The organism is Maribacter sp. Asnod2-G09 (genome assembly GCF_045063795.1).
Classification (GTDB): domain Bacteria; phylum Bacteroidota; class Bacteroidia; order Flavobacteriales; family Flavobacteriaceae; genus Maribacter.
Genome location: NZ_JBEFOA010000004.1, coordinates 603,543 through 622,677, shown reverse-complemented (window position 1 = coordinate 622,677; position 19,135 = coordinate 603,543). Strand labels below are relative to the sequence as shown.

Annotated in this window: 3 protein-coding genes; all 3 read left to right on the top strand. The window is 40.5% G+C overall.

All coding sequences use genetic code 11. The features are described from left to right. The first annotated feature begins 306 nt into the window (after positions 1-306). Genes ACJJVT_RS09745 through ACJJVT_RS09735 form a run of 3 tightly spaced genes read left to right on the top strand, consistent with a single transcriptional unit; the run spans position 307 to position 19,059 of the window. Positions 307-16,152, top strand: a complete 15,846-nt coding sequence (locus ACJJVT_RS09745; protein WP_405398266.1) for an Ig-like domain-containing protein — start codon at positions 307-309, stop codon at positions 16,150-16,152. Between the two features lie 25 nt (positions 16,153-16,177). Further along, entirely contained in the window at positions 16,178-17,110 is a 933-nt protein-coding gene (locus ACJJVT_RS09740; RefSeq protein ID WP_405398264.1) for a type IX secretion system membrane protein PorP/SprF, read from the top strand. Positions 17,111-17,121: 11 nt separating this feature from the next. After that, positions 17,122-19,059: an OmpA family protein gene (locus ACJJVT_RS09735; protein WP_405398262.1), complete on the top strand. Its 1,938-nt coding sequence runs from the start codon at positions 17,122-17,124 to the stop codon at positions 19,057-19,059. The last annotated feature ends 76 nt before the right edge of the window (positions 19,060-19,135 follow it).

Genomic DNA, 19,135 nt, shown 5'->3' with positions numbered 1-19,135 from the left:
CCAAGAGCTATAATTTATGAAACTGTTTATGTAATAATATTCAAAACCAACTTGATCTATAATTGCTTGTAAAAAGAGATTATTTATTTATGAGTAAAATTATAAGTCACAGACACTTTCGATTTATTCAACTATAGATATTGTAGTGTACGTCTTTTAAGAGTCAATTATTCAATCTGATTAGGTTTTTTTTAAGAATATCATTTTAAATATTCAGTAGGTTAAAGAAATTAACGAATTGGTTCTGAGATAAAATTATCAATACATCCATATTATTTCATTGAACACCCCCTTCAATATTGCATTATGAAAATAGAATCTTCTAAATTTAAGAACAAATTATTATCGCTGGTATTTTTGCTTTTTGCCATAGCAAGTTCTTATGCACAGCTTAGTGATTTACATTACTTACCACCGTTACGACAAAGAGCAGCCGATCTAAACGAGCAAGCGGTTTATTTATCTACACCAGAGATTACACCTTTTACCGTTAATATTTATCAAGGAACTTTAACTACTCCAGTGGCTGTAGTAAGCGTTTCTAACTTAGCACCTTATGTTTATACATTGCCAAATGGTCAGAACGATATAACCATGGTTAATGATGTAAACGTTGGTGTTGTATTAAGTTCTAGCGGACTGCGTTTTGAGGCTCCAGGTGGGGAAAAGTTTTATGTGAATTATAGAGGTAGAAATACTGTTCAGGGTGCCTCTTTAACTTCTAAAGGTAGGGCTGCAATAGGGAAGCATTTTAAATGGGGTGGCGCTCCATTAATTAGAAATAAAAGTATACATAATGCCACCTTAGGTATTATGGCTACAGAAGATAATACCACGGTTACTATATCAGATTATAATCCGGATTGTGTATTTAGGCTCGGAACAGATGTTGATGGACTAACAGCTGATACAATTACGGTAACCCTGAATAAAGGTCAAAGTTACGTAGTAGAGAACAGAGGCGCTTTAGGAGATGCAAACAAGGATGGTTGGTTAGGTGCCGATGTACTTTCAGATAAAGATATTGTCATTAGTAACGGAAATATTTTGGTTGGAGTAGTCGCTTCGTCCGGTGCACAAGATGCAGGTATAGATCAACCGGTACCTATTGAAACACTTGGAAGAGAATATGTTTTTGTTAGAGGAGGAGGGTCTGATGCCCTTGAATTTCCTATAATAATTGGAACCGTAAATGGTACTGAGATTTTTGTTAACGGAGCTACAACTCCTATTGCAACCATAAACGACGGTGATTATTTTCTAATTCCAGGATCTAATTATTTAGGTTCAACGGCAGGTAGTAATGTAACTGTAGTTACTTCTAAAAATGTATACGCATACCAATGTTTAGCGGGTAGTACTAGTCCGGCTACAAATGGATTAAATTTTATTGCACCGGTAAATTGTTTATTACCGAGTTCGTTAAATAATATTGCTCAAATAGAAGATTTAGTAGGTTTAGATATTGATGGAGGTTTAACTATTATTGCATCTACTACAACACCAGATGCGAATATCGTAGTAACAGATGGATCAGGTGTCGTTACATTACCAACACCAAATATGGCCTCTGGGCTGCCGTGGAAAAGTTTTTATTTACCTAGTTTAACAGGAAGTATCTCGGTAGAATCTTCTGGACCCATAGCAGTGGGAGTTGTTGGTTTAAGTGGTGCACTAGGCATTGGAGGGTATTTTTCTGGTTTTGATACATTACCTACTGTAGATTACTCTATCTCTGGATTAGGGTGTTTAGGCGAAACTATATCGCTAGACGAACCTTTTGATACCTACCAATGGTACCAAGATGGCATTGCTGTAGCTGGTGCAAATGCTATTGATTTTACACCTCCATCCATTGGGGATATTTTTGTTAGAGTTTCTAAGGGCGGTTGTTCTTACGATTCTAATGTAATACCTATGTTCTTCTGTGATCCAGATATTGTTTTGACCAAGACTGCAGATAAAACAATCTACTCAGAAGGAGAAAATATAACATTTACAATTACGGTAGAAAGTTTAGGTATAGATGATGTTACAAACTTAGTTATTAATGATGTTTTGCCTACCGGTTTAACTTTATCAAGTGCAACACCAAGTAGGGGTACTTGGACAGATCCAGAATGGAATTTAGGCACTATGGTCAAAGGTGAAAAGCAATCATTAGTGATTGTCGCTACTGCCGATGATATTAATGCTCCGTTCGCTACTAAGAGTATAACAAATACAATTTCTAACACTCAAGATCAAACAGATTCTAATTCATCTATAGACGACCTTACCGAAGAAATTACCATAGAAAATTTAGATGATGATAATGATGGCGTTCCAGATACTTTAGATCTTTGTGAAGGATTTGACGATAGTGCTGATAATGACAATGATGGAGTGCCAGATGGTTGCGATTTAGATGATGATAATGATGGTATTTTAGATACAGATGAATGTGTAGCACCACCAGTATCGGTTATTGGTACTCAAGATACTTCAGTTAGCTGGGTCGATTTTCAATGGAATAGAATAATAGGAACAACCTATTGGTCTGGTAGAACTGGTAGTGATAATGAATGGGGCTTAATAGGTACATTCGATTTAGGTGATTTAAACGCAAATTTAGCAGGCATCACCGTAACAATTACTTCAGTTTCTGATGAACCAGATGATGCCCGACTTTACATGGGTGCATCATCCGGTAGTTTATTGGGTGGTCATGCAGGGTTTATTTTAGAATTCTCAGAGCCAGTTGATATAAGAAGAGAGGCAGAAGCAGGTGTTGCATTCAGTACAGGTGAGATTGAAACGTATTTGTCAAATAGCCAAATGCATTATGTTAATGGTGATACACCGGCTAGTGTTACAGTTACTACAGATGACGGTTCTGGTTATGCAAGTATTGAGGCAAATGGTAGTGGTGGAACCAGTGCAATCGTTGCTGAGAGTTATGGTACAACTTATTTTTATATGGATTGGGATGATAATATCCTTCCAAGTACACAACAGTTTAGAATGGAGATTGGTGAATTTCCAAGAATAGCTACTACAGATACCGATGGTGATGGTATTGTAAATTGTAAAGATTTAGATAGTGATAATGATGGTTGCCCAGACGCTTTAGAGGGCGATGCAAGTTATGATTATGATGATATAGATGGTGACCTTAGATTAACTGTAGCTGTAGGTGCCAATGGTATACCTAGTGGTTCTGCTCAGGGTAGAGGTACTTCATTAGACAAATTAGCAAAATCAACTGCATGTTCAGAATGTCTTCCAAATCATCCGTTGTTTACAGATTTTGATGGCGATACTATTGGTGATGCCTGTGATGAAGACGATGATAATGATGGTATTTTAGATGTTGATGAATCTAATAGTGGCTGTGGAGCAGCTGCTTCAACAAATATTCATTTTACAGATGCATCTTATAATACAATAACAGCAGATAGTAATGATGGCGATTTAGTTACTTATTTAAAGGATTTTGATAGTGGTGTTTCAGCAGTTGTTACAACTACAATAGGTTCAGGGAGTTTTGCTGCTGGCAACCCAAATTATACAGATGGTACCGTAAGGGTAGATATGCAAACCCGTAATTCTAGTTCTGGGGTTACAGGTACTTCAACAGAAATTGTATTTTCTGAACTTATATTATCTACAGAATTTAATGTAAGAAGTTTAGCTAGAAATGCAGCAGGATCTTATAATGAAAGTCAAAATATTAGATTTTTTAATAATGGAGTTCAAGTAGAATTTCCGGCAGATATTTATGCACTTAGTGGAACCATAGGGTCGGGAGCTTCTTATGATCCTGTTACCGGAGATGCCATAGCCGCAATAATTGGTGGAGGTGGTCAAGAAGCCAACTTTAGATTTAATATCGATAAACCAATAGACAAAATTGTAATCACCCAGATGGATGCGGCTAATGCCGATAATATTGGGTGGACAGTCAATATTTTATGTGCCTATAATTTAGATACAGATAATGATGGTATTTATAATCATCTAGATTTAGACAGTGATAATGATGGTTGCCCAGATGCTTTAGAAGGTGCGGCAACATATGATTATACAGATATAGATGGTAGTTTTCAACTTACGGCTGCGGCAGATGCTGCTGGTATTCCGGGGGGATCTTCTCAAGGAGCCGGTACATCTATAGACAATTTACAACAGTCAGATGCATGTTCTCAATGTTCACCAAATCATCCCTTATATAATGATGCGGATGGTGATAGTGTTGGCGATTTTTGTGATGAGGATAATGATAATGATGGTATAACAAATGCTTTAGAATGTACTCCTGCAAAAGGCTCAGTTTTAACGGGAGATGATACGCTATTACTAACAGGAGAATATAATAATGGTAATGGAGTAAGTCAACAGTTTACTATTACATCTACTGAATATAATATTTTAGATAAAACCGGTTCTGCCGATAATGGTCTACAAGTACGATGGAATCAAGGAACAGATCCAACCGTAGAAATGACACTTACTTTACAAGAGCCAGTAAATGCGGTACAAAATGCAATTAGGGTTTCTTCTTTTGAGCCGAACAGTGACGTTGGTGGAATTCAAAATGCAGATAAAACAGTTACAATTACATGGCCAGGTGGCGGTACGGCAGTTTTGTCTGATCCATTGGGTGAAACAGATTTAGGAAATGGTGCGGTAATTACTTCAGGAACTCCTTTTCAAGTGGCTCCTGATGCAGCCGGACTTTCTAGATTGGTGCCAGATTCGCAATGGTCTTTATTGATAGATACGAGTACAGGAATAACTTTCCCTATGGATATTGGTTATTTCGCAGATGGTACTATAAATTCAAGTGCAAATCACGTAAACGAAGGTTTTGCATTTAGATCAGTTTTAAATTGTGATAATGATAATGATGGTGTAGCAAATACGCTTGATTTAGATAGTGATAATGATGGAATTTATGATGTTGTAGAATCAGGTGGTACAGATGCAGATGCCAATGGTATTGCAGATGGAGCCGTAAGTACTGAAGGTATCCCTAATACAGCAGGTACAGGAACAGTTCCGACGGAAACTACGACGGGCAGTCCAGATTTTTTAAATTTAGATAGTGATGCAGATGGTTGTTCAGATGCCAATGAAGCATATGAAAGTAGTACTGCCGATAATGGTGATGGCTTGGTATATAATGATGCCGATACCGCAACAGTTAGTGATGGTTCAGGAAAAATATTAGCCAACGGATTGGTGGCGGCAGCTGCTTATAATACAGGTGCTGTTAGTGCAGTAACTACTGAAGATTTAGATTTGGATGGCGACGGATTGGTTGGTATTTGTGATCTTGATGACGATGGAGATGGTGATCCAGATACAACAGATACAGATCCTTTAGATCCTTGTGTATATAGTACAAATCAAGTCGCAGCTAACGCTGAAGCAAGTTGGAATGCATTAGACTGTGATGGTGATGGAGAAACAAACGGATTCGAAATAGCCAACGGTACAGATCCATCAGACCCTTGTGAGGTTACCGTACCAACAGTGCGTGCTCCAGGCGATGAAAATTATGCAGTTTGGGCTTCAGAAGATTGTGATGCTGATAATGTAGATAATGGTACAGAGGTTACCAATGGTACAGATCCATATAGTACAGATACAGATGGTGATGGTGTGCCAGATAATACTGATACAGCTCCATTAGATCCTTGTGATCCAGTACAAGCCGCAGGTTATGCAGGTTATGATGCTACCAATGCTATTTGGGCAGCGGCAGATTGTGATGGTGACGGAGTTACCAATGGTACCGAAGCTACTAATGGTACAGATCCATATAGTACAGATACAGATGGTGATGGTGTGCCAGATAATACTGATACAGCTCCATTAGATCCTTGTGATCCAGTACAAGCGGCGGGTTATGCAGGTTATGATGCTACCAATGCTATTTGGGCAGCGGCAGATTGTGATGGTGACGGAGTTACCAATGGTACAGAAGATACTAATGGTACGGATCCTTACAATGTAGATACTGATGGTGATGGTGTTCCTGATAATACAGATACAGATGCTTTAGATCCTTGTGATCCAGTACAAGCAGCAGAGTATACAGGTTATGATGCTAGCAATGCTATTTGGGCAGCGGCAGATTGTGATAGTGATGGTGTTTTAAACGGTACCGAAGATACCAATGGCACTGACCCATATAGTTCAGATACTGATGGTGATGGTGTTCCAGATACTACAGATGCTGACCCATTAGATCCTTGTGATCCAGTACAAGCGGCAGGTTATACAGGTTATGACGCTAGCAATGCTATTTGGGCGTCGGCAGATTGTGATGGCGACGGAGTTACCAATGGTACCGAAGCTACTAATGGTACGGATCCTTACAATGTAGATACTGATGGTGATGGTGTTCCAGATAATACAGATACAGATGCTTTAGATCCTTGTGATCCAGTACAAGCAGCAGGTTACACAGGTTATGATGCTACTAATGCTATTTGGGCAGCAGCAGATTGTGATGGCGACGGAGTAATCAATAGTACAGAAGTTACAAACGGTACTGACCCTTATAGTTCAGATACCGATGGTGATGGTGTGCCAGATGATACAGATACGAATGCTTTAGATCCTTGTGATCCGGTTCAAGTAGCAGGTTACACAGGTTACGTTGCTACGAATGCAATATGGGCAGCGGCAGATTGTGATGGTGATAATGTTACCAATGGTACAGAAGATACTTTTGGTACTGATCCATATAATACAGATACTGATGGTGACGGAATTCAAGATGATGTGGACAATGATCCACTTGATCCTTGTGATCCAGTTCAAGCTCCTGGTTATACCGGTTATGTTGCTACTAATGCTATTTGGGCAGCGGCAGATTGTGATAACGACGGAGTAATAAATGGTACAGAAGTAACCAATGGTACTGATCCATATAGTACAGATACTGATGGTGATGGTGTTCCAGATGATACAGATATTGCTCCATTAGATCCATGTAGTCCGGCACAAGCAGCAGGTTATACAGGTTATGATGCTACAAACCCAATTTGGGCAGCGGCAGATTGTGATGGTGATTTAATTATAAATGGTACAGAGGTTACCAATGGTACAGATCCATATAATCCTGATTCAGATGGTGACGGCATTGATGACGGTCAAGAAGATACAGATGGTACAGATCCTTTAAATGATTGTGAATCTATAGGAGGTAGTCCTTTACCAACAAGTGATTGTGATGGCGATGGTGTACAAAATTCTTTAGACGCATGTGAAGGTTTTGATGATGCAATAAATGCTGATGGTGATGCTTTACCAGATGCTTGTGATGAAGATGATGATAATGATGGTATTCCAGATACAGTAGAGGGTACGGGTGATTTTGATGATGATGGTATTCCAGATAGTTTAGACTTAGATAGTGATAATGATGGTATTCCGGATCTTGTAGAAACAGGAAATGGAAGTTTAGATACCAATGGTAATGGGCATATAGATAGTTCTGAAAGTGGTGTGGGTGCCAATGGTATTCCAGATATTTTAGAAGATGGTGGTGTAGATGGAGCTGGTGTTTCAACTGTTCCTGTAAATTCTGACGGGACAGCTGGTCCAGATTATTTAGATATCGATTCTGATAATGATGGTATTAGAGATTTAGTGGAAAGTCAAACAGATGCCGCTTTAGTACAACTATCTGGAAACGATTCTGATAATGATGGTATAGATGATGCTTTTGATGTTGATAACGGCGGAAGCTTAACAACTTCACCAGAAGATACAGATTTAGATGGTCGTCCAGATTATTTAGATATTGACTCTGATGGTGATGGTATAATAGATAATATTGAATGGCAATCAACTTCAAGTCATCTTTTTCCATCTGCAGATTCAGATGGTAACGGTTTAGCTGATAATTACGAAGTTGCACCTGCGGGTTCTGGGGAATCTATCAATGAACCAACAAATTCAGATGGTACAGATAAACCTGATTATAGAGATGAAGATTCTGATAATGATGGCTTAGAAGATTTACTTGAGGTTTATGGATATGACGTTAACTTAGATCCGATTCTTCCGCCATCTGGAAATGATGTTGATAATGATGGTTTAGATGATGCTTTTGATTTAAGTATCTCCGGACCAAATGGTATCGCAGATCCAAACGGAGCTACAAATAATAATCAAGATGTAACAACTTTCTTAAATACTCAAGACCCTTTTACAAGTGAGGTCGATTTTAGAGATGCAAATGTGCATTTAGACCCAATTGACACAGATGGTGATGGGGTTGATAATCTTGTTGATATCGATAATGATAATGATGGTATTTTAGATTACGTAGAATCTTTAGGTTTCCAACCTACAGATACGCAAGGTGATGCTTGTGGTATACCTGCAGGTTCATTTATTGGAGGTACATATATACCTGCTACCGGTTCTGGTGCGGGTACTTTAAATGCAGAATATAGATTTTCAACAGTAGTTACATCATCTTTAGGTGTATTAGATGCCATTGTTAAAATTACTGATATTGACAATGCAACCTTAACTTCTATAGATGCATTTCCAGTAGGTAGTAGTAATGAGGCTTGGCAGCCTACCTTTGATGTTGGCGATGGTACTAGTGCTGCTGGTGAAGAGGGTAGTATATCATTTAATATACGTTTGGTAGCTACCGGTACAGATTTTCAAGTGAACCTTATTCGTTTTGGTGGTGTCATTTATGATATTGATGGTGCAAATACGAAAGAGAGTGTTACTCTTACACGACCTGGTTTATATGCTGTAGATAGTAATTCATTGCTTACGGTAACAGAAAATTTAGCTACAGGTACCGCAACGTTCGAAGGTCCTGCCGAAACGTGGCCAGGAGTTGATTTCGGACCAAAGTTAGCTGCTTATTTTAACTACTATGAAACTACAAACCTTAACTTAACCTTTACCGGTCAGTTACAGACAGGTTTTGCTACACAAGATTATTTAGGATCTATTTTATTCCAAACTTGTGATATCAATGGATTATTCACTACTACGAATACAACTTCAGGAAATAGTCTTGACGGTACTGCATCTGGTGGTGGTTCTTCACCAAAGTATACGATATACCAAGGTATTGATAGTGACAATGATGGTATTGAAGATCATTTAGATATTGATTCTGATAATGATGGTATTCCAGATAATGTTGAGGCTCAACTTACTTCATCATATGTGCCAAGAGGAACAGTAGATTCTGATACCGATGGATTAGGGAATCCATATGAAGGTTCGGGTAACGAAGGCTTAATAGCTATTGATACAGATTTAGATGGAATTCCAGATTATTTAGATTTAGATTCTGACGGAGACGGTTTAACAGATAGACGTGAAGCAGGTTTCACTTTGGCATCTAACAATTTAGATAATGATGGTGATGGTCTTTTAGATGATTATGATGATGTTGACACACCAGGTGCTCTTTATGATACCAATGATGATCAAGACAACGGAGCTTCAGATTTACCAAATATTTCGAAAACTACAACTCCAGAAGTTGATTATCGTGAAGTTGGTATTGATGATAATGATTTAGACGGAATTGCAGATTCTATTGATTTAGATGATGATAATGATGGTATTTTAGATACGGATGAAACATCTGGAACTGATCCAAGTGCCGATGCTGATTCTGACGGAGTATTAAATTATAGAGATACCGATTTAGGTGCTGATGCCAATGGTGATGGTATAGTTGATATTTTCGATACCGACGGTGATGGCGTTCCGAATCACTTTGATTTAGATGCCGATAATGATGGTATTTATGATGTGATAGAATCTGGAAGTGGACAAGCGTTTACAGCTGGTGTTGTAGATGGTGCTGTGGGTACCGATGGTATACCAAATACGGTACAAGCAAGTGGTCAACAAAATAGTGGAACTGTAAATTATACGGTTTCAGATTCTGAAACTACTCCCGATGGAATCTTTGATTTCTTGGAATTAGATGCTGATGGCGATGCATGTAATGATGTTATCGAAGCTGGATTTACAGATCCTAATGGCGACGGAATCTTGGGCGACGGTGCTACAGTTGTTGATGCAAATGGTATCGTAACCGGTACTACCGTAGTTGACGGATATACAACTCCTAACAATGAAGATAGTGCTACAAATTCAGCATTCGATTTTCAACAACCAGGTGTTGTGCCAACCATAGCAACAGCAGCTGAACAACCGCAAGATGTATTGACAAATGGAAGTGCTCCAGAAACATTTACAGTAACTGCTACCGGTACAGATTTACTGTATCAATGGCAATTAGATGACCAATTGGGCGGTGGTTTCGTTGATATTGACGACGCAAATGCAACTGATATTTATTCGGGAAGTAGCACAGAAACACTGACATTAACAGGTATAACAACTACAGAAAACGGTTTTGAATATAGAGTGATAATTACAGAGACTAGCTTTGTATGTTCTCCTTTAACTTCAGATAGTGCTTTGCTTACGGTAGATGTTACTCCGCCTGCTGTTCCTACGGTTGATAGTCAAATTACAAATGATACAACACCTGTACTTACAGGTACTGCAGAAGCAAATTCTACGGTAACGGTAGTAGTTGATGGCGCAACGTATACAACTATTGCAGATGCTTCAGGCAACTGGACAATAGATACGGAAACGGCAACTCCAGATAGTGGAATATTTACACCAAATGTAAATGGTACTAATGAGGTAGCCGTAACAAGTACAGATGCTGCTGGTAATAGTACAGATGATGTTACAACTTTAGAGTTAACGATTGATACTACGAATCCTGTGATTCCTACAGTCGATAGTCAAATTACAAATGATACAACACCTGTTCTTACAGGTACTGCAGAAGCCAATTCTACGGTAACCGTAGAAGTGGGCGGTGCAGTATTTACAACTACAGCAGATGCTTCAGGAAACTGGACTCTAGATACTGAAACAGTTACTCCAGATAGCGGAACTTTTGCTCCAAATGTAAACGGTGTAAATGAAGTTGCGGTAACGAGCACAGATGCAGCAGGTAATAGTACAGTAGATATTACAACCTTAGAGTTGACGATAGATACGACTGCTCCTATAGCTCCTATAGTTGAAATTACTGAAGACACCAATAATGATGGTTTAATTAGTGATTCTGAACTTACTGGACCTATTAATGCAGTAGTAACGCTACCTGCCGATGCTGTCGCTGGTGATACAGTAACTATTACCGATGGTAATGGAAACTCACAAGACGTAGTGCTTACGGCAACTAATATTAGCAATGGAGATATAACCGTTATAATCGCCAACCCTGGTGAAAATGGAACTATAGTAGTAACAGCGAATATTACAGATGTTGCTGGTAATACAAGTGCAGACAGTGCTACAGATACTGCAGTACTTGATACAACTGCTCCATTAGCACCAACAGTAGTAATTACTGAAGATGTTAACGATGACGGATTAATAAATGAAGATGAACTTGTTGGTGATATTGACGCTCGTGTAACGCTTCCTGCTGATGCAGTTGCAGGCGATACCGTGACCGTTACCGATGGTAATGGCAACTCGCAAGATGTGATTTTGACAGCAACTGATATTACAAACGGATTTGTTGATGTAGTAATCGCAAACCCAGGAGATACAGGTACAATTGTGGTAACTGCTAATCTTACAGATGTTGCGGGCAATGTTGGTCCTGATAGTGCTACAGATACTGCAGTACTTGACCTTACGGATCCATTAGCTCCTACAATTCAAATTACTGAAGATGTTAATGATGATGAATTAATTAATGGAGATGAATTAGTAGGTGATTTAGATGCAGTAGTAACACTACCTGCTGGTGCAGTTGCTGGTGATACGGTTACGGTAACCGAGGGTAATGGAAATTCACAAGATATAATACTTACAGCATCAGATGTTGCATCGGGCAGTATAGATGTCGTAATTATCAACCCTGGTGAAAACGGAACTATTGTATTAACTGCAAACCTAACGGATGTTGCGGGTAATGTTGGTCCTGATAGTGCAACTGATACTGCTACAATTGATACGACAGCTCCTGTTGCACCAATTATTGTAATTTCAGAAGATACCGATAACGATGGTTTAATAAACGAAGATGAATTGGTCGGCGATATTGATGCCCGCGTAACTTTAGTGGGAGCAGTATTTGCAGGAGATATAGTAACGGTTACAGATGGTAATGGAAACTCTCAAGATGTTGTCTTGACAGCAACAAATGTATCTGATGGATATGTAGATGTTGTAATTGCCAATCCTGGTGATATGGGCACTATTGTGGTAACTGCTAACATAACAGATGTTGCCGGTAATGTTGGTCCAGATAGTGCTACAGACACTGCAGTACTAGATCTTACGGATCCTGGTGCGCCAACAGTTATTATTATCGATGATGGTAATGATGATGAGTTAATAAACGAAGATGAATTAGATGGCGATATTCAAGCCGCAATATCACTACCTAGTAATATTGCAGCTGGTGATACGGTGACCATAACAGATGGTAATGGAGGCTCACAAGATGTAATACTTACGGCAGCTGAAGCTACTAACGGATTTATAATTGTTGTAATTCCTAACCCGGGAGATGGAGGGACTATCAACGTAACTGCCAATGTAACTGATGTTGCGGGTAATGTTGGTCCTGATAGTAATACAGATACTGCAGTACTTGATCTTACCGATCCAAGTGCGCCAACGGTAGAAATTACCGAAGACACAAATAATGACGGTATCATCAGTGAAGATGAATTAACAGGCGATATCGATGCTCGTGTAACTTTAGTCGGACCAACTTTTGAAGGTGATACGGTAACGGTTACCGATGGTAATGGTAACTCACAAGATGTGGTATTAACTGCAGCAGATGTTGCTTACGGATTTATTGATGTTGTAATCGCCAATCCTGGTGATGGAAACACAATAGTTGTAACTGCGAACCTTACGGATGTTGCTGGTAATGTTGGTCCGGATAGTGCCACAGATACGGCATTAATCGATATTTTGGCTCCGAGTGCGCCACTGGTTGAAATTGCAGAAGATGTAAACAATGACGGTTTAATCAGTGCAAGTGAATTGTCTGGAGATATCGATGCAGTAATTATACTTCCTATTGATGCAGAAGTTGGTGATACGGTAACCATTACCGATGGTAATGGAAACTCGCAAGATGTTATTTTGACTGCGACCGATATAGCAACTGGTTCCATAGAAGTTATAATTGCTAATCCTGGTGAAGCAGGTACAATAGTATTAGGAGCATTTATTACAGATGTTGCTGGAAATGTTGGTGATGATAGCGCTACGGATACAGCAGTACTTGATACAACGGCTCCAACGGCACCAACTGTAGAAATTACAGAAGACACCAATAATGATGGTTTAATTAGTGAAGATGAATTAACGGGTGCTATTGATGCTCGTGTTTCACTTCCTGTAGATGCAGAAGCTGGTGATACGGTAACCATTACAGATGGTAATGGTAATTCACAAGATGTGGACTTGACTGCAACTGATATTACGAATGGATATATCGATATTGTAATTGCCAACCCTGGTGATACGGGTACTATTGTTATAACTGCGAATATTACAGATGTTGCTGGTAATGTTGGTCCTGATAGTGCTACGGATACTGCGGTACTTGACCTTACAGATCCAACGGCACCAACGGTAGAAATTACTGAAGACACCAACAATGATGGTTTAATTTCCGAAGATGAATTGGTTGGTGATATTGATGTAGTGGTAACACTTCCGCCTGATGCGGTAGCTGGTGATACGGTAACTATTACAGATGGTAATGGAAACTCACAAGATGTAGTTTTAACTGCAACTGATATCGCGAACGGATTTATTGATGTAATAATTACTAATCCTGGAGACGCAGGTACGATTGTTATCACCGCAAATATTACAGATGTTGCGGGTAATGTAGGTCCTGATAGTGCTACAGATACTGCGGTATTAGACCTTACAGATCCTTTGGCTCCGACGGTTGAAATTACAGAAGACACCAATAATGATGGTTTAATTAGTGAAGATGAATTAATGGGCGATATTGATGCTCGTGTTTCACTTCCTGTAGACGTTGAAATTGGTGATACAGTAACTATTACAGATGGTAATGGTAACTCGCAAGATGTGGTGCTTACTGCAGCTGATGTTGCGAATGGATACATTGATGTTGTAATCGCTAATCCTGGTGATACGGGCACAATTGTTATAACTGCGAATATTACAGATGTTGCTGGTAATGTTGGTCCTGATAGTGTTACGGATACTGCGGTACTTGATCTTACAGATCCAAGTGCACCAACGGTAGAAATTACAGAAGACACCAATAATGATGGCTTAATCAGTGAAGATGAACTGGTTGGTGATATAGATGTAGTGGTTACACTTCCGCCTGATGCAGTCGCTGGTGATACAGTAACTATAACGGATGGTAATGGTAACTCACAAGATGTAATCTTGACAGCAACTGATATCGCAAACGGATCTATTGATGTAATAATCGCTAATCCTGGTGATTCAGGAACAATAGTAGTAACAGCAAACATTACAGATATTGCTGGTAATGTGGGTCCTGATAGTGCTACTGATACTGCAGTACTTGACCTTACAGATCCATTAGCACCGATTATAGAAATTACAGAAGATACCAATAATGATGAATTGATCAGTATTGATGAGTTGTCTGGTGATATCGATGCACGTGTAACACTTCCTGCTCAGACATTTGCAGGTGATACGGTAACTGTTACTGATGGTAATGGTAATTCACAAGATGTGGTGCTTACTGCTGCTGATGTAGCTAATGGCTTTATTGATGTGGTTATCACGAATCCTGGTGATTTAGGTACTATTGTCGTAACGGCTACTATTACGGATGTTGCCGGTAACGTTGGTCCAGATAGTGCTACAGATACTGCAGCTCTTGATTTAGCAAATCCAACGGTCGATAGTTTTGATACTATAGATATTACACCGGTATTAACTGGTCAAGGAAATGCTAATGAAATTTTAGTAATTGAGTTGGATACAGATGGAGATAATATTCCCGATGTAACGTATACAGTGACTACCGATGCCAGTGGCGATTGGAGTTTAGATACGGAAACGGCAATACCAGATTCAGGTAGCTTCCCAGTTCTAGTAGATCAAGATGTAATTAATATTACAGCTACAGATCCTTCTGGAAACACAGGGACAGGAGCGGTAACAGTGTCAGTTGACACGGATAATGACGGCATCAATGATAACGAAGAGGTTGCAATAGGCACAGACCCTAATAATCCTGATACGGATGGTGATGGAATTAACGACGGACAAGAAGTTAATGTTGATAATACAGATCCTTTAGATGATTGTAGTTCTGTAAATGGATATCCATTAGCAGATAGCGATTGTGATGAAGACGGATTAACAACTGACGAAGAAGTTGCACTAGGAACTGATATCGATAATCCGGATAGTGATAATGACGGATTGTTAGACGGTGAGGAAGTTATGCTAGGTACTGATGCAAATGATTCTGATTCTGATGATGACGGTATTTTGGACGGACAGGAAGTATTGGATGGTACAAATCCTTTAGATGATTGTGATCATGTTGGTGGTACGGCACTTCCAAATAGTGATTGTGACGGTGACGGACTAACCACTGCTCAAGAAGATGCAATCGGAACAGATTCATATGAAGCCGATACTGACGGAGATACAATACCAGATGGTCAAGAAATAACAGACGGTACTGATCCATTGAATCCATGTGACTCGTTAAATGGGGTACCTACTTTAGCGGCAGGTTGTAATGCTGAGGTAGTAGATTCAGGTATAGCGGTTGCCAATGAGGTAATTACACCTGACGGTGATGGTACGAACGATTTTTTCAGGATTGAGAACATCGAGTCATTCCCTAATAATACAGTACAGATTTATAACCGATGGGGAATAGTTGTTTATGAAATGTCAGGTTATGATAATAGAACTAATGTATTCGTGGGGTCTTCAGATGGTAGAGCTACGATAAGTAAAGATTCAGAATTGCCAGTTGGCGTGTATTTCTATGTAATTAAATATGCGAATGACGGTAACAACCTTAACAAGTCGGGTTACCTATACATAAACAGATAAAAAAATTCCCCTTAAAAAAGATACGATGAACAAATATTTTCTAGCCATTATAATTACCGTTGCGGGACTTTTCATGGGCCATGCCCAGCAAGACGCGCAGTACACGCAGTACATGTACAATACGATATCGGTGAACCCTGCGTACGCAGGTTCCCGAGGGGTGTTGAGCATCGCCGCACTGCACCGTTCGCAGTGGGTGGGGCTTGACGGCGCACCGACGACACAGACACTGAACTTCCATACACCGGTATCGGACCATGTAGGTCTTGGCCTATCGGTGGTGAACGACGAGATCGGTAACGGTACCAATCAAGATACCTATATCGATGCCGCGTTCAGTTATACGGTAAATACCTCGGAGGAAGGAAAGCTTTCCTTCGGACTAAAAGCCGGCGGACACCTGTTCAACGTGGATTTTACGAAGCTACGTAACTACGGTGCGGAGACGAACCTGCCGAACATCGATAACAAGTTCTCACCGAACTTCGGTGCAGGGATCTATTACCATACGGATCAGTTCTATGCGGGGCTATCGGTACCTAACTTTTTACAGACCGAGCATTTCGACAGTTCCGATTCGAACAGTTCGAGCCTTATCGCACAAGAGCGTATGAACTTTTACCTGATCACGGGCTATGTGTTCGATCTAAAGAACAACGTAAAGTTCAAGCCGGCGGCATTGATCAAGGCGGTAAAGGGAGCACCTTTACAGGTAGACCTAAGTGCGAACTTTTTGTTCAACGACAAGTTTTCTTTGGGCGCGGCGTACAGATGGGACGCGGCACTCAGCGCACTGTTCGGTTTTCAGCTGAACGACCAGTTCATGATAGGCCTGGCATATGATAAGGAAACGACCGATCTTGGAGCGACAAGGTTCAACGACGGTTCTTTCGAGATCATGCTGAGATATGAGTTCTTGAACAAGTACAAACGAGTGATCACCCCAAGATTCTTTTAATAAAAAACGACATGAAAAAAACAGGATATATTTTTTGTGGCTTGGCGGTAATGGCTATGATGGCAAGCGCACAGGACAAGAAGATCAAAAAAGCGGATACAAAATTCACGAACTATGCCTATGCCTCTGCGATACAATCGTACGAGCAACTGGTAAAGGACGGGTATACCGAAGAAGAGGTATACAAAAATTTAGGGAACGCAAACTATTTGAACGCGAACTACGAAGAGGCATCTAGCTGGTACGGCAAGCTGTTCGCATTGGAAGGTGCGGACATCGATCCGGAGTATATGTACCGCTACGCACAGACCTTGAAGTCGTTGGAAAACTATACGGAATCCGACACATGGATGCAGAAGTTCAAGAACGCAAGATCTAACGATCAACGTGGCGTACTATATGGCGACAACCAAGACTACCTGGAACAGATCGAGGAACGTTCGGGGAGGTACGAACTGAAGAACATAGGTCTGAACTCGAAGGTATCGGACTTTGCGCCCTCTTTCTATGAAGACGTACTGGTGTTCTCGACCGCAAGGGACAGCGGACTATTAACGAAGAACATCCATAAATGGAACAACGGCTCTTTCTTGAACCTATACAAAGCGGCACAGGACGATCAGGGCAACTTTACCAATGTAGACAAGCTATCCAAGAAGCTGAACAAAAAGACCCATGAATCGTCAACGGCATTCACCAATGACGGAAGCACGATGTACTTTACACGGAACAATTCCGACGAGGGCAAGTTCGAAAGGGACGAAGAAGGGGTAAGTAGACTAAAAATATATAGGGCAAAATTGATGGAAGGCGAATGGAGCGAAATCGAGGAACTGCCCTTTAACGGGGACAGTTATTCGGTAGCACACCCGACCTTGAACAGCGACGAGACGAAACTATACTTCGCCTCGGATATGCCGGGAACGAAAGGGGAGTCCGATATCTACGTTGTGGATATCAACACGGATGGTACATTTGGTACACCACAGAACCTGGGAGAACGAATCAATACGGAGGCAAGGGAGACCTTCCCGTTCGTAACGGAATCGGATAAATTATATTTTTCATCGGACGGGCATCCGGGATTAGGGGGACTTGACGTCTTCGCAACGGACCTAAAGAACGAAAGGGGAGAGATCTACAATGTAGGACGCCCCTTGAACGGAGAGGAAGACGACTTCTCGTACATTATCAACGAAGAGACCAAGAAAGGCTTTTTCGCATCGAACCGAAAAGGAGGACAGGGCAACGACGATATCTACGGTTTTGTGGAAATGACCCCGTTGGACTTCACCTGCCATACAAATATTACGGGAATCGTAAAGGATGAGAAGACCAATGCACTTTTAACGGATGCATCGGTAACAGTATACGACAAGGATAACAAAGTGATATCTAGCTCGAGCACGGATGAGAACGGAGCATTCGAAATGGAAGGCAACTGCGCAGAAGGAAGTTACAAAGTAGTGGCGACCAAAGCGGACTACGAGGAAGGCAACAAGACCTTCATGACCGTCAAAGCAGAAGACGCCATGGGGATAGAGATCGTACTGGCACAGGTAGACCCATCGGCACCTGTAGGCACCGACCTTGCGAAATACCTGAACATAGAACCGATCTACTTCGATTTTGACAAGTACTTCATCAGGGAAGATGCCAAGATCAGCATAGAAAAGGTATTGGCATATTTGAACGAATATCCAAGTGTAAACGTACAGGTACGTTCGCATACGGATTCACGTGCTAAGGATGCGTACAACATGCGTTTATCCGCGAACAGGGCAAAGGCAACAGCCGATTACCTCATAGCAGCGGGTATCCCAAGCAATAGGATCTCATATGAGGGTTATGGCGAAACGGAGCTTACGAACGATTGTAGCAATGGTGTACCTTGTAGCAAAGAGAACCATCAACTGAACAGAAGGTCAGAGTTTATTGTGGTAGAGTAACCAACATAAACAAAGACATATTGAAAAGGGAAGGAGCATAGCTCCTTCCCTTTTTTTGTTACATAATTATAAACAT

What these genes read in the sequence shown, in the direction of transcription:
- ACJJVT_RS09735 (WP_405398262.1), top strand. Translation starts at nt 17,122, where the DNA reads ATGAAAAAAACAGGATATATTTTTTGTGGCTTGGCGGTAATGGCTATG.
- ACJJVT_RS09745 (WP_405398266.1), top strand. Translation starts at nt 307, where the DNA reads ATGAAAATAGAATCTTCTAAATTTAAGAACAAATTATTATCGCTGGTA.
- ACJJVT_RS09740 (WP_405398264.1), top strand. Translation starts at nt 16,178, where the DNA reads ATGAACAAATATTTTCTAGCCATTATAATTACCGTTGCGGGACTTTTC.